This is a genomic window from Mycobacterium cookii (assembly GCF_010727945.1).
GTDB lineage: Bacteria > Actinomycetota > Actinomycetes > Mycobacteriales > Mycobacteriaceae > Mycobacterium > Mycobacterium cookii.
This window is the reverse complement of record NZ_AP022569.1, coordinates 291,577-304,652: the sequence shown is the minus strand read 5'-3', so window position 1 is coordinate 304,652 and position 13,076 is coordinate 291,577. Positions and strand designations below refer to the sequence as shown.

The window sequence follows — 13,076 nt, the reverse complement described above, 5'->3', positions numbered from 1 at the left end:
TCAGATCAGTAGAGCGGAATCCAGGTACCGAAGAACCAGAAGCCCCATCCACCAAAGAGCGGGTTGAACACCGGAATGGCGTTGAAGCCACCGTAATTGAAGGCACCGTAATCGGCCTGCGCCCGAGCTATGTCGCGCGCCGGACCATTCCACGGCGCGTTCCAACCGCCGGGAGGCGGCGGACCGTTCCAACCGCCGGGAGGCGGTGGCCCGTCCCAGTTCTGCGGCGGATGCCCGGGCGGTGGCCCGTCGTTCCAGCCGAACCCACGCTGCGGCGGGGGTGGCGGAGCGCCGTGGTCGGGTGCGCTGAAGCCGTGCGGCGCGTCTTTCGGACCGCCGAATTCCGGGCCACCGTGGTCATAGAAACCGTGCTGAACATAAGGCGGCGGTGGTGGTCCGCCGGGACCGCCCGGTCCATGAGGACCACCGGGGCCACCGGGACCGCCTGGGCCTCCGGGGCCACCAGGTCCACCGGGGCCGCCTGGGCCTCCAGGACCTGCGGGGCCACCAGGTCCACCCGGTCCACCTGGTTCATGAGGACCACCGGGACCACCGGGTCCGCCCGGCCCGTTCGGTCCACCAGGGCTGCCGAGTCCGCCGGGCTCATGAGCTCCGCCCGGTCCCCCCGGGCCACCGGGGCCGTTACCACCTGGACCGCCAGGTCCACCGGGACCAGGAGCACCTGGCCCACCCGGTGCACCACCACCCGGACCACCCGGTGCGCCACCGCCACCCGGTCCCCCGGGTCCAGGTCCGGGCCCTGGGCCGGGTCCGGGCCCGTGCGGATCGTCCGCGAACGGCCCGAGCCCAGGTCCGGTAAGACTTGGTCCGCAGATGACGCACATCGGAGCCGACTTCCACGGAGTTGCGGCAGCAAGACCAACGCCGACCGTCAGTCCCGACATGCCGAGGGCCGCAGCGAATGCCGCGCCCGCCACGTGCTTCACATACATACCTGTCAGCCCCTTCCGAGCTTGACGTTCAACGACGTTGGCAACGCACATCCCCGCATCAAGGGCACGTGGCATCGATCTCGAACGACTTGGTAAGCGTTTGCTGTGGGTTGGCCGCGTTTACCCCGGTCGCGGTGCCCTTAATCGTGTACGAGTTGCCACTCTTGGTGGCTTGGGCGTTGCCCTGGTTCGGTGCGCCGGCCGAGTAGCCGAGCGTGACGCCGGTCAGGTTGCCCAGACCTACGGCCTGCACCACGGGCGGATCGGCGGTCGTCACGACCGCGCCGATACCGGTTGTCGGATCACCGATCCCGATGCTGGTGTTGCCGTTGACCTGGGTGCAGCTGACTTGCCCGGTCACGTTCTGCGCCTGGCCGTCGATGAGGACCTTGGTGCCGCCGGCTGCCGAGCTGCCGCTGGTCGCCGGTGGACTTGTGGTGTTGGATTTGTTGCTCGAACAGCCGGCCAGTCCTGCGGCCACAGTGGCCGCCGCCGCGATTCCGATCAATATTCCGCGATTAGCCACAGGTCTCCTTCGTCTCGTCGAAATGCCCTGCCTTGCGTTCGCGACCATACGCGCTCGTCCTGTGACGCAGCGGCGTCGCAACAAGGTCTGCCGGTTGCGCCGCTTCAGTTTTCGCGTCGTGGCGGAGCGTCTTCGACGTCGGCCAGCTCGGTGAGGCCGCTGACGTCGAACACGCGCAGCAGAAAAGAATGAGCGATCAGCCGGATGTGGTCGGCATGCGGAAAGATCGCGTTGACCGCAGCGCTGTCGAGGTACTCCACGCCGCTGAGGTCGACCGTCAGCATCCCGCCGCCCGCTTCGGTCTCGGCGACGGCTGCGGTGAGCGCGTCGTCGAAGCTGTCAACGTTGCTGAGGTCGATCTCCCCCGTCGCGGTCAATACGAGCCTCCCGTCGCTGGACCGCGCCGTGTCGAGGGTCAGCAATGTGGGCATCAGGTGATCCTCGCGGATAACTGGACGGTGGTTCCGCTGCTTTCGGTGTCGATCGCGACGTCGTGCATCAACGCCCGCATGAGCGTGATGCCGCGACCGCGGTAGGGGTTGGCGGCCGGCTGGGGAGGCCGCCATACGCCGGTGTCCGCGATCGTCAACCGAACCTCGTTTGCCAGCGCGGTCGCGCGCAGGGTGATCACGCCATCCGGCTTGTCCCGGTGACCGTGCTTGATGGCGTTGGCGACAGCCTCCCCGGCGGCGATGAGGACATCGTGAGCTTGCTGCGGCGTCACCTGGGCACGCGTCAGCCAGTTGCGCAACGCGGCACGGCTGCCGGCCAGCTGGCTGACATCGGGCGGGAAATCCAGCTGCAACGGAGCGGGATGACGGTAGAGCAGCAGTGCGACGTCGTCCTGGTAGCCGCCCTGCGGCGCCAGCCCGCACATAATCTGGTTCGCGAGTTCGTCCAGCGGCGACCCTCGGCCGTCCTGTAGCAAGTCACGCACTCGGGCAATGCCGTCGTCGAGTGCATGGCGGCGACGTTCGACCAGACCGTCGGTGTACAGCAACAACATCGCGCGCCCGGGAATGATGGTGCGCGCCTCGGGCCGGGGCCGGTTGGGTCGCAGACCCAGCGGAATGGTGTGGCCGTCGTCGAGCGTCTCGGTAGTGCCATCCGCGCTCGCCAGGATCGGTGGCAGATGACCGGCGCTGGAATACACCAATTCACCTGTCTCGGGGTCCAGCACCGCGCAGACCGCGGTGGTGCACCGGGCGCCGGGGAGCCGTGCGGCGAATCGGTCCAGACCCGCGAGCGCGGTTCGGGGACTGGGGTGTTCGAGCAGCAGCGCGCGACAGGCGCTGCGCAACTGGCCCATGACGGTGGCCGCGGGGAGCCCGTGACCGACGCAGTCGCCGACGATCAGCGCGATGCGTCCGTCCTCCAAGTCCACGACGTCGTACCAGTCACCGCCGACCTGCAGGGGTCGCGTGGCGGCCTGGTAGCGCACCGCGAACCCACGCGGCAGATGAGCCGGGCCAAGGATCGCGTCCTGCAACGCCAGCGCGGTCTCGCGCTGCTGGTCGACCTGATAAACCCGCTGCAAACCCTGGCCGAGACGACCGGCCAGCACGGTGAGCAGGGTCTGATCCTCCAGGGCGAAGGGGCGTTCCGCGGCCAGATCGATCCAGACGACGAGCACGCCTTCGGGATGCTGCAACGCGATGCCCGCCGCGCCGGGCGCTGCCGTGTACGGGTTGAGTAACGCGCCGTCGCGCAACGTTTCGACGATGCGCCTGGTCTGAGGCGGCAGTTCACTCCATTGCGTCGACTCACCGACCGACACCAAATTCGGTTCTTCCGAAAAGGTTTCAGTGACGAGCCGGCGCGTCGGAAAGGTGACCGCCAGGACGCGACGGGCGCGCCACAGACGCCGAAGCTCCTCGGCGGCGGCGTGCAGTGCGTCATCGACCGAGTCGGCTTGAGCCAGTTGCTGGTTGAGCGCATGTTCGCGACCTGCCGCCAGCGCCAACGCAATTGCGGCGTGCCGGGCGAAATCGCTGACCAGTTCCAGATAATCATTGCCGAACGCCGACTGCTGGGGATTCCGGGCGACGGCGATGACACCCAACGGCGCCTCGTCCGCGATCAGCGGGATCACGATCGCCGGGCGTTCGCCGACATCGGTGAACCCCTCGATCGGATACTGGAACGAGTCGGTGATCAGCGGTATCCCGCGTCGGGCGACGCCGCCCGTGGTGGATCGGTCCATCGGAACCTGCTGGCCGATCACCTCCGCTGTGTAGCGTCCTGCCGCGGCGGCGATGACGAGGGTGTCCACCTCGGAAATGGGCAGGTCGGGCTCGCTCGGAACCAGCAGGATCGCCTGCTCGGCTTCGGCCAATTCCAGCGCCCGGTTCACGATCAGCTGCAGCGGCCCCGTCTGCGGGTCGCCGGACAACAGCGCCATTGTGATCTCACGACTGGCCTTGGTCCATTTCGCGGTTTCCCGTTCCCGCTCGAAGAGCCGCGCGTTGTCGATCGCGACCGCCGCCGCCGAGCCCAACGCGCGCACGGTGCCGTCCTCGGAATCCGAGAACACCCGCCCCGGCCGGTCGTCGGCCAGATAGAGGACGCCGAAGTCGGCTGCGCGGACGGTGATCGGGACCGCGAGCAGCGCCCGTATCCGGCTGGCGCGTGCGTTCAACTCGGCGGCCTGGGGATGCGCGCGCAGATCATCGACGCGAAGACCCTCACCGACTGTCAGGCCGCCGAGCAACCGCGCCGTGTCGCCGTCGATGCCGGTGTGGACGAAAGTGGCCGGGCTGCCGTCGGCCCCGCGGATGCCAAGCGCTCCGATGCGCGCCCCGGTGAGCGCCATCGCGCCTTTGACGATGCGGTGCAGCGTGCGGTCCAGGTCTAGGTCGGCACCGATTTCGACGATGACCTGGACCAGCTGTTCGATCTGGTCGCGGGCAGCTTGCAGCTGGTCCGCCTGATCATCGGTTTGACTCACCGTTTGCCGCCGGTCGGGTCGCTGTGACATATGGGCAAACCTTATGCGGCGAGCGGACCGTGTTCGCGTGGATGACGAATATGTTGTGGTGGTCCCGGCTGGGTTCGAACCAGCGACCTCCCGCGTGTGAGGCGGGCGCTCTTCCACTGAGCTACGAGACCGGTGCCGAGAGGCGAACGAGGACGAAGATTAGCACGGGCAGCCATCGCCGCAGAAAGCCCTGCCTCGCAGCAAGAGCGGCTCGGCGTGTCATACCGAGAAATTTGTGCGCTCCCGCTCAGGTGGACTATCGTCGTGCTTCGCACCGGGCGACGATCTCGCCCGTTGCGCGCGGATGTAGCGCAGTTGGTAGCGCATCACCTTGCCAAGGTGAGGGTCGCGGGTTCGAATCCCGTCATCCGCTCGAAGGTGCAACTGGCATCAATCCAGCGGTGGAGTGGCCGAGTGGTGAGGCAACGGCCTGCAAAGCCGTGCACACGGGTTCGATTCCCGTCTCCACCTCCAGTTTTTGACCCCCCCGGCGCGATTAGCTCAGCGGGAGAGCGCTTCCCTGACACGGAAGAGGTCACTGGTTCAATCCCAGTATCGCGCACCATTGTTTGAGCTGCTCAAGTGCTGTATCTAGCCTAGCTAATCCGGTCCCGTGACAATAAACGTGCAATAGCTGGACCGCCACGACGGTCACCGGAAACCGACACGCCGGGCAAGAGACCGCAGGGTGTCGGCAACGTCGGGCACCGTTGAACGCATGAGTGACAAGGTTCCGAACTCTCACCCCGCCTTGGAAAAGTACGTGAAGGGTCGGTACGACGAACCGGAGTTGCCCGGCGACTACGGACGTGTGCATGCCGTGTTCGACGCCGAACCGGATACGCCACCGAAGAAAAAGCCGAGTTATTTTGAGTGCGGATCGACGGACGCGGCCTGCGGTGCCCGTGTTCGCGTCATCCTGCCAATGACGTTCGACCTTTGCGAGGACAACGCCTGTGCACGGTGCGTCGAGCTTGCCCGTATCTGGCAACGCGATCCGGACGAGTGCATGCGCCTGATACAGAGTCGTCACGACAGATGGCGAGCACGTGAAGATCAGCGGCGCGAACGTGACGAAATGCTTGACGCACTCGCAAAGTTTCACAGGGACCAGGAACGGGACTTAGAGCGAAAGACTAAGCCGCAGAGGGACTTTGGAATTTAACCGCTTCCGACCCGCATGTTCTCTTCGAACTTCGCATAGACCGAATCAACCGCCTGTGCCGACGCCGGAACCCCATCGCGGTAAAGCCGGAACACCTCACGCACAGTGCCGTCATTCAGATACGCCGGGTCCACGACATATTCAGACCAGTCCTTGCCGTACATATGACCCAACAGGGCATCGGGCGGAACCTCACAGGCATACACCGCCGTGAGGGGTGAACGGGTGCGTTGCCCCTCCAGTGCGCAACCGTGGGCGATCCATTGCAGATCAGTCCACGACATACCGAACCGACCCTGATAGTCACACCCGCGATACAGGGTCACCTGCTTATCGGAGCGTGGAGTGGGTTTAGGGCAGATGGCACCCGGTAAGTCGCGGGTGTCAGTGAGAAACATATTCGGAGCGGTCGGACGCCAAGCACGGCCCTCGCAATACCCGGCTTGTCGCAGATAGCGAACATAAGTCCCGTTGAACCGGAAGCGCACTACCATAGCGGTCGATCTCGTTTCCTGATCGCCTCAGGTCAGAACATGTTGGTCAAATACAGCTGCAGAGATTCGAATACGCTCTCGAAGAATCCGCTGCTGAAACCCCCATGCTCAATCGTACCAATCAACGCGTCGAAGTTATTGATGTTGTCGGAGATGTCGACATATGTGAGGTCGCCGTTGGTCGACGTGGTCGCGTCAGCGACTTGCGTCGGTGTCAACCCCAGGTAACCCAGGTGGACGAATACGTCCAGCAGCGTGCCAGACAGGCCCTGGGTTGCGAAGTCCCCTTGGAAGTTGGGGACCGGATCGGTGGCCAGACTGTAGATGGTCGCCGGGTACAGATCGTTCGGCGTCACGTTGCCAAGGACGCCGTCAATGCCTAAATCCGTGAGAATAGTGTTCGCCTCAGTCGAGCCGACTACCGAGGCCAGGTCTGGCTCCAGGTTGGACCAAGCGCCGGTGACCGGCAGCGAGGGGTCGCCGATGAACACGAAGTGCAGATCGTCGCTGGGGATGCCGGCTTCTTCGAGTCGAGTCATGGCGATCGACTCGGCGGTGGCGCTCTGCGAGTATCCGAAGATCGTCAGCGGGTGCTCGGCGTTGAAAGCGCCCGGATTGGCGTTGAATTCGTTCTCGACGGCAAGGACGACGTCGTCCGCGCCGGTGAGACTACTGGGACCCTGGTTGATCAGTTCGGGTGTGGTCAGTACCTGAAGCGGCGCGGCGCAGGGGTCGGTGCCGATCATGTCGCACACCGTGGAGTCGATCGCGCCGCCGTCGAAACCCAGCGGGTGAAGATACAGATCCTCGACGGTCTGCGCGACCTCGGTCGACGGCGTCGGCTCGGTGCTTCCGCCGAGGATGAGCGCCGTGTCGCTCCCAGCCAGCGAGTCGTCCGCGTAGGCGCGGGCGGATTGATTGATCATCGCACCAGCCAGGCCAAAGAACATGGCGACGGCGGTAACCTTCGCGAGCAACCTATATCCGTTCACCGCTGCACCCCTGATGCATCGGCTTCGATTGCTATTCATTTCGGCCCTCAATCTTTCTGGCAGTTGCGACTGGCCTGAGGGCGTTGGAGGGTCAATCTACTCTAAGAGTTTCTTAGATACAAGCCTGCTCACAGTCAACACCAAGGCGGACAAGGCTTTCGATGGTCATCACGTCTCGTCACATGCAGATTGTTGACAGCAAACGACGCTAACTTCCGTGCATGAAAACCGCCGCTGCTGCGCTGCTACTCGCCGCATCATTGGTGCTCATCAGAGCGGCTGACGAGGTGGACGGGTGGATTCGATGACCACTACCTACCCCGAATCTGAGCTCTCCGAGGTCCGGGCGCACATCGACTCGATGCTCGAAGTCTTCTCCGTGGCCGGGCGAGTCCCGAAAACTCTCGACGAATCGGGAACCGGACTCGTCCCAGTCCACGTCTGACTAGTTGATCGGGCCGCCCCTACTATCCAAGGGGCGTCCCGATCCTCATTGGAACTGCGCCGCACATTGCCAACTCGAACCGCTGGCGGGCGATCAGACGATTCGATGGTCAAAGACCGCCGAAAAGCCCACCCAGGAGGACAAGGAGCTCAGCGTCCAGCGACCCCAGGCCGCTGGCAAACAACGTGTAATCAAGGCCCACGGCCAAGTCACCAATGGCGGTGTCCGGAAGGCCACCAAGAAACGGGCTGGCGGTAAACGCGCTCGGGTCCAAAGCGTCCGTCAGATCGGTGAACGTGACGGAACCAAATAAATAGTCGGGAAAAAATTGCCCTTCGAAGTGAGTGGCGTTCGCGGCGAAGTCGGCGGCCAGGGTCGGATCGTTGGTGGCCAAATAGGCGTCCGCCGTGGGGGTCCAGGTGTTGATTCCGCTGTCGCCGAAAAGGAGCTGGAACGGATCGGGTTCGTCGGCCCTGGCCGCGGGAGCCAGCCCGATCAGCGCGGCCGCGCACGCGGCGCCGGCAGCCATCACCATGCCAGTAGGTGTTGTCATGATTTTCTTCTCCTTTGGATCGCCCATTCGGGGGTCGGGGCACTGGCTACGGTTCGATGGTGCGGCGTGAGCAATCGAAGATCATCGGATGTAACACGTAGATTCGGGCGCTGGGGGTCGTATCTACCGTTCGATGGTGCGGCGGAGCAGGTGCAACGGCGCCAGTAGTCCGCTACTCAAATTGGTGTCGGTGGTCCGAGGCAGAACGCCGCGGTGGCCGAACCACGGCGTGACGACTTCCCGAACAACTTTGTTGGCGACCTGGCTTACACCGAGCGCGGCTGGCTGCGTGACCCGTCGTGGACGATGCCGCAGATTGAGTCGTCGATCGGGGACAACGCTGGCCGACGACAACCCCGGCTTCGGGCAGTCACTGACCTGCGGGTGGCTCCGACCCGCCGCCGGCTCGCTCTGTACGCCGCTAGAGTCTTTCGCCCCTGTTAATTAAACACTGTTTAATTAAAAAATTGAACGATTCAAATGGGCGCATCTGTGAGCGGTGGGAGGTGGTGGACCTTGTCGCGCAACAATTTGGTTAGCACGTCCGTTACGTATCACGACGGGATCGCGGTTCTCGCGATCGGTGGCGAAATCGATCTCGCCAGCATCCCCGCCGTCGATCGAGCGATCGCTGAGGTTCTGGCCGAGGAACCGCCGGCTCTCATTGTCGACCTACTGGGGGTTCAATTTATAGGCTCGGTCGGGATCAGCGCTCTGGTGACGGCCGCGCTGGAGTTTGGCGACGATCGCTGCTTTTCAGTCGTAGCGCAAGGCCCGATGACCAGCCGCATCATCCAACGCCTCGACCTGGACGACCTGCTCTCACTCAAAGGGACAGTTGAGGAAGCGATCGGCTGGGCGAAGGACGCCAAGCCGCCGATAGCAGCGCCGGATCCTATTCCGAGGGAGCCGACCGGCTGATTGCTCGATGAGGACACTGAAAGCCCTCGCCGACAGGGCCTCACGCGTCGTCGTTGCGCTCAGCCGCTCCAGCGGCCCTGCGCTTGCCACGCGGCGGGATCTCCAGCGCGTTCAACGCTTCTGCGAGCGTCTCGTGGAGTGCGAAGACTTCGTCCAACCTCAGCAGCCGGGTGAGCTGGGCGATTACCGGACGGTCTGCGATCACGGCGAACCGAGCGTCGTCGTTGACCCTTTTGTGCGCCTGGAGCAGGACGCTGACGCCAATTGAGCCGAAGAATTCGACACCGAGCAGGTCGATCACCAGTGCTGCCGGGTTCTTCGCCAGCGCTTCGGCAATCGCGCTCTTGAAGGCTGACGCACTGCCCATGTCGATATCGCCGCGGACCGACAGAACGGCCACACCGTCATGGTCTTCGATGGAAGCCTGAATTGGGTCTTCCACTAGCACAACAAATCACCTTCATTCCGGGCCCACAGCCGACTGCAGTCGCCTTTGCGTCGACACGCTGACTAGACGAGCGGTTGAGAACCGCGTGAACGGTTTACGAGTTTTCAAGATCAAACTGCTTTAATCCCGGCGTTCGCAAGAATACCCAGAATCCGAGTTAACGCTAGTGTTATGCACCGTTTAACTGGCCGCTGGACGCCGACGGGGCCTGGTGCGGGCATTTGCTGTCGTGGCCGGCAACCGGGGCATAGTCTGAGCTGAGCCCGAAGTCGGGCACCGGGTCCCAGCGAGAGGCCTGCAATGCTTGTTCACCGCTTGGCCGCCGTCATCGCGGTCACGTCTATCCCCCTGACTGCTGTGGCCGTCGCCATGTCGCCGGTCAGCTCGGCGGCCTGCGACCCCGCCTGGTCGCGGAATGTGTGGTCCGGCGAGTGCCACCCGCAGCCGGCGCCGCCGGACTGGTATTCCGTCAGGCCGGCCTACGCGCCGCCGTACGCACCCGCCGACGTACCACCGCCTCCTCCTCCACCACCGTGGGCCCAGCAGATGCAGCCGCGGTGGGACGAAGGCGGCCAGCATTGGGTCTGGTCCGGAATCTGACAGCAGCGCAGGCTGTTTCACAACTTGCGAATACCGCGAAAGGCTTTGGCGAACGGGTTACCGGCGGCCAGACCTCGGCGAAGGCTGGGCTGCAGGGTGCTCAGGTTGAGCAGAACCGGATAGCTCAGCCCGTGATCGCGCCATTCTGCGACCTGCTCGACGATCTCGTCCGGCGTGCCTTGCAAGCATGCGTCTTTCAGTAGCGACAGCGGCACATTCGACGTGTACGACAGCACCGACTCCTCGTCGAGGATCTGCGGGATGATGTCCTGGGATCCGGTGAAGTCGTCGCCCAGCGGGTGAGAGACGTTGTGGCGCTTCCACAATTCAGCGGGAGCGTTCAGCGCGAACGTCTTCATCGCGGTCGATTCGAGCGCTTCGTCGATTTCGTCGCGGCTACGGCCGGTCACGGTGAAGAAGAGAATAGCGGCACCGAGAGACGTCGGATCGCGTCCGGCATCCGAAGCGGCGGTGCGCACGGCGGCCAGCCGGCGCGCATACTCGGCAGGCGAGAACACCGCGGCCGGAAACCACGCGTCGGCGTAGCGGCCGGTGGCGCGCAGCATCCTCGGTCCGTGCGACGCAATCCAGATCTCCGGCCACTTACCGCGATACGGCCACAAGTCGAAAACCGCGTTGTGCAAGGGAAAGAACGGCGACTCGCGGGTGACAAGCTCGCCGCGCGAGTCCCACAGCGCACGGATTGTGGCCATGGCCTCTTCGAACCGCGCCACCGGCCTGGACCAGTCGACCCCGTAGGGTTCGTTACCCTCCCGTTCGCCGGTGCCGATACCCAAGATCGCACGGCCGCGGGTAAGCAGGTGCAATGTCGCCGCCGCCTGCGCGGTGACCGCGGGATTGCGGCGGCCGGCGTCGGTCACACCGATCCCAAGTCGCATACGGCCCAACCGATTTCGTGCGGCGAGGTGTCCGAGCACAGTCCACGGTTCGAGATTGGCATCGACCTTCGGGGTCAGCCGGGCTGCGCCGATGTACTTCGGTTTGGCCATCGAACGCGGATACAACGAGTTCAGATGGTCGGCCAGCCAGAACGAATCGGCCCGTGTGGCAACCGCGGAGAGGTAACTACTGCGTGTCACTGCCATCGGCGAATAGCGCATCGGAAGTGCTTGCGCCGCCAGACCGACTTTCACCACTGCCCCCGGCTTGCTCTTGCCTGTTGCCCGATATTCCCACGACTAGTTCTGGCTGCCGCCGGCGCCTTGCAGATGCTGCGGACAGTAGGCGCTGGCCGCGATCGCGGTGAACTTCGCAGCGCTGGTCGTGTCGATCCCCGGATTCTGTTCTGCCACACGGCGAATCACATCGATTTCCGGCTGACCCTGGTTCATCATCGCGCAAGCCGCTTTGGCCGAGTTGACGGCGGTGGCTCCGTTGTTGAACGAGACGCCCGCTCGCTGCAGCGCATCGAGGAAATTGGCATCCAGTTTTGCGTCACTGGCCGGCTCGGCGTGGGCGGGGACGGTGAAGCTCAGGGCCGCGACGATGCCGAGCAATATCGGGAAACGCCTCACGGGTTCGGTCCGCCGGCGGGACCGGCGGCGCGTTGCAGGTACTGCGGGCAGTAGGCACTGGCCGCTATCGCGGTGAACTGCGCCGCCCTGGTCGTGTCCAGACCCGGGTTCTGCCGGGTGACTTGCTGGATGACGTCGAGTTCGGGCTTGCCCTGTTCCATCAGCCCGCAGGCCGATTTGCCCGCTTTGACCGCGCCCGGTCTGCTCTTGATGGTGATGCCCGCTCTGGTCAGCGAATCGAGAAAGCTCGCATCCAGGTCGGCGTCGGGGTCAGCGTGGACCGGCGCGGCGAAGCTCAGTGCTGCGATGATGCCGACCGGCACCAAAAAGCGACGCATCGGTCAATCATCGCTCAGACCCGCACCGCTGTCGCAGCTACGCCCGAAGTGCGACATAGCCACTGGCGCCCTGCCAGAATCGGACGAATGGCCGACATCATCGAAGTCCAGCGCACCATTGCGGCGCCCGCAGCCGACATCTTCGCGGTGCTGTGTGATCCGCAGGGGCACGTAGCCATCGACTCGTCTGGGATGCTGCAGGACGCCGAGGGCTCCCCGGTGGCCGCATCCGGTGACAGCTTCGTCGTCCACATGGACCGCGAGTCTCTCAATGACTTCCCGATGGGCAAGTACGACGTCACGGTCACCATCCGCGATTTCGAGCTCGACCGGCTGATCTCGTGGACGGTTCTTGGTCAGATCCGACCCCAGATCGGCCACGTCTACGGCTACCGGCTCGAACCCGACGAGCAGGGCGAGGGCACGCGCGTGACGTCGTTCTACGACTGGTCGCAAATCGACGAGCACTGGCGAGCAGCCGGGATCTTCCCGGTCATCTCCGAGCTCGCCTTGCGGGCATCGCTGGGCATCCTGGACCGCACGGTGCGACGCGGCTACCCGAAGGCCTAGCGTCAACCCGGCAACGTCGGCCGCGCGGTGTGCCATCATGCGATGATGCGCCGCTGCCTGGTCGTGATGATTACCGTTTTCGCCGCAACGCTGGTCGCGGCTCCGCGCGCATCGGCCGGTGATGCGCCGATCGGTCACCTCGGCGACACCCTGCGAGTCGACACCGGAAAAATGATCGCGGACGTCACCGTCAGCAGCGTCCAACCAGTCGACCCGCCACCGGGCTTCGGCTATAACCGGGTGGGCGTACCGGTCAAGAGTTATCCGAATTCCGCGGTGGTCCGCGCGGACGTGGCGATCCACGCCGTGCGCGTGCCGACCCCGCATCAGATGGTCACCGATTTCACCTTCGATGGAGTGACGCCGTTCGGCGACGCCTACAAGTCGCGCCCTTCCGACGCACCCGATGCCCTGGACGCCGCGCTGGCCAATGCGCCCGCGGGTTCGATCGTCCGCGGCGGCGTGTACTGGGAGGCCTACCGCGATCCGGTCTCCACCGTCGTGCTGCTGGACCGGAAGACGGGTTATCACCTGGCGCAGTGGAATCTGTAGCTCGGCG

17 protein-coding genes and 4 tRNA genes are annotated in these 13,076 nt (G+C 64.5%); 9 read left to right on the top strand and 12 right to left on the bottom strand.

The genetic code is table 11. From position 1 onward, the window contains the following. Positions 1–5: 5 nt before the first annotated feature. From G6N27_RS25165 to G6N27_RS01500, 5 genes are all read right to left on the bottom strand, one after another. Positions 6–845: an MAP_0585 family protein gene (locus G6N27_RS25165; protein WP_332103101.1), complete on the bottom strand. Its 840-nt coding sequence runs from the start codon at positions 843–845 to the stop codon at positions 6–8. Positions 846–1,011: 166 nt separating this feature from the next. Further along, complete coding sequence (locus G6N27_RS01515) at positions 1,012–1,479, bottom strand: lipoprotein LpqH (protein ID WP_232064830.1); 468 nt, start codon at positions 1,477–1,479, stop codon at positions 1,012–1,014. A gap of 104 nt (positions 1,480–1,583) precedes the next feature. Then, positions 1,584–1,910, bottom strand: a complete 327-nt coding sequence (locus G6N27_RS01510; RefSeq protein WP_163774675.1) for an STAS domain-containing protein — start codon at positions 1,908–1,910, stop codon at positions 1,584–1,586. Beyond that, positions 1,910–4,456, bottom strand: a complete 2,547-nt coding sequence (locus G6N27_RS01505) for a SpoIIE family protein phosphatase (protein ID WP_163774674.1) — start codon at positions 4,454–4,456, stop codon at positions 1,910–1,912. Before G6N27_RS01505 ends, G6N27_RS01510 begins: the two co-directional genes overlap by 1 nt. 56 nt (positions 4,457–4,512) lie before the next feature. After that, positions 4,513–4,587, bottom strand: a tRNA-Val gene (locus G6N27_RS01500). Positions 4,588–4,756: 169 nt separating this feature from the next. Between G6N27_RS01500 and G6N27_RS01495 the strand changes: the two genes are divergently transcribed. From G6N27_RS01495 to G6N27_RS01480, 4 genes are all read left to right on the top strand, one after another. Beyond that, positions 4,757–4,829, top strand: a tRNA-Gly gene (locus G6N27_RS01495). Positions 4,830–4,856: 27 nt separating this feature from the next. Next, positions 4,857–4,930 (top strand) — tRNA-Cys (locus G6N27_RS01490). 16 nt (positions 4,931–4,946) lie between these two features. Further along, positions 4,947–5,021 (top strand) — tRNA-Val (locus tag G6N27_RS01485). A 153-nt stretch (positions 5,022–5,174) separates the two neighbouring features. Further along, positions 5,175–5,621 (top strand): hypothetical protein, encoded by a 447-nt coding sequence (locus G6N27_RS01480; protein WP_163774673.1) that lies wholly within the window; start codon positions 5,175–5,177, stop codon positions 5,619–5,621. Here G6N27_RS01480 and G6N27_RS01475 read toward each other — a convergent pair. Next, on the bottom strand, positions 5,618–5,947 hold the full coding sequence (locus G6N27_RS01475; RefSeq protein ID WP_163774671.1) for a hypothetical protein: 330 nt from the start codon (positions 5,945–5,947) through the stop codon (positions 5,618–5,620). The two genes, G6N27_RS01480 and G6N27_RS01475, sit on opposite strands and share 4 nt — an antisense overlap. Before the next feature lie 200 nt (positions 5,948–6,147). Further along, complete coding sequence (locus tag G6N27_RS01470) at positions 6,148–7,092, bottom strand: PE-PPE domain-containing protein (RefSeq protein WP_232064828.1); 945 nt, start codon at positions 7,090–7,092, stop codon at positions 6,148–6,150. 319 nt (positions 7,093–7,411) lie between these two features. Between G6N27_RS01470 and G6N27_RS01465 the strand changes: the two genes are divergently transcribed. Next, positions 7,412–7,552 carry a hypothetical protein gene (locus tag G6N27_RS01465; protein ID WP_163774669.1) on the top strand — a complete coding sequence of 47 codons (141 nt, stop codon included), beginning with the start codon at positions 7,412–7,414 and terminating at the stop codon, positions 7,550–7,552. A gap of 109 nt (positions 7,553–7,661) precedes the next feature. Here the strand turns inward: G6N27_RS01465 and G6N27_RS01460 are convergent, their stop codons facing one another. After that, positions 7,662–8,132 (bottom strand): hypothetical protein, encoded by a 471-nt coding sequence (locus G6N27_RS01460; RefSeq protein ID WP_163774667.1) that lies wholly within the window; start codon positions 8,130–8,132, stop codon positions 7,662–7,664. A gap of 489 nt (positions 8,133–8,621) precedes the next feature. Between G6N27_RS01460 and G6N27_RS01455 the strand changes: the two genes are divergently transcribed. After that, a complete protein-coding gene (locus G6N27_RS01455) occupies positions 8,622–9,026 on the top strand; it encodes an STAS domain-containing protein (RefSeq protein ID WP_163774665.1) in 405 nt (134 codons plus the stop codon). Positions 9,027–9,066: 40 nt separating this feature from the next. Here the strand turns inward: G6N27_RS01455 and G6N27_RS01450 are convergent, their stop codons facing one another. Continuing rightward, positions 9,067–9,426, bottom strand: coding sequence for an STAS domain-containing protein (locus G6N27_RS01450; protein WP_163774663.1), 360 nt, complete (start codon positions 9,424–9,426; stop codon positions 9,067–9,069). A gap of 348 nt (positions 9,427–9,774) precedes the next feature. On the opposite strand from G6N27_RS01450, the gene G6N27_RS01445 reads away from it, so the two are divergent. Next, positions 9,775–10,074: a hypothetical protein gene (locus G6N27_RS01445; RefSeq protein WP_163774661.1), complete on the top strand. Its 300-nt coding sequence runs from the start codon at positions 9,775–9,777 to the stop codon at positions 10,072–10,074. A gap of 17 nt (positions 10,075–10,091) precedes the next feature. On the opposite strand, the gene G6N27_RS01440 is transcribed toward G6N27_RS01445, so the two are convergent. The 3 genes from G6N27_RS01440 to G6N27_RS01430 form a co-directional block, all read right to left on the bottom strand. After that, the gene (locus G6N27_RS01440; RefSeq protein ID WP_163781178.1) at positions 10,092–11,195 is read right to left on the bottom strand and encodes an LLM class flavin-dependent oxidoreductase; all 1,104 of its coding nucleotides are present in this window, start codon (positions 11,193–11,195) and stop codon (positions 10,092–10,094) included. A 78-nt stretch (positions 11,196–11,273) separates the two neighbouring features. Next, positions 11,274–11,591, bottom strand: coding sequence for a DUF732 domain-containing protein (locus tag G6N27_RS01435; protein ID WP_232064827.1), 318 nt, complete (start codon positions 11,589–11,591; stop codon positions 11,274–11,276). A gap of 14 nt (positions 11,592–11,605) precedes the next feature. Then, the gene (locus G6N27_RS01430; protein WP_163774659.1) at positions 11,606–11,947 is read right to left on the bottom strand and encodes a DUF732 domain-containing protein; all 342 of its coding nucleotides are present in this window, start codon (positions 11,945–11,947) and stop codon (positions 11,606–11,608) included. A gap of 87 nt (positions 11,948–12,034) precedes the next feature. Between G6N27_RS01430 and G6N27_RS01425 the strand changes: the two genes are divergently transcribed. After that, the gene (locus tag G6N27_RS01425) at positions 12,035–12,517 is read left to right on the top strand and encodes an SRPBCC family protein (RefSeq protein ID WP_163774657.1); all 483 of its coding nucleotides are present in this window, start codon (positions 12,035–12,037) and stop codon (positions 12,515–12,517) included. 45 nt (positions 12,518–12,562) lie between these two features. After that, on the top strand, positions 12,563–13,069 hold the full coding sequence (locus tag G6N27_RS01420; protein WP_163774655.1) for a hypothetical protein: 507 nt from the start codon (positions 12,563–12,565) through the stop codon (positions 13,067–13,069). The last annotated feature ends 7 nt before the right edge of the window (positions 13,070–13,076 follow it).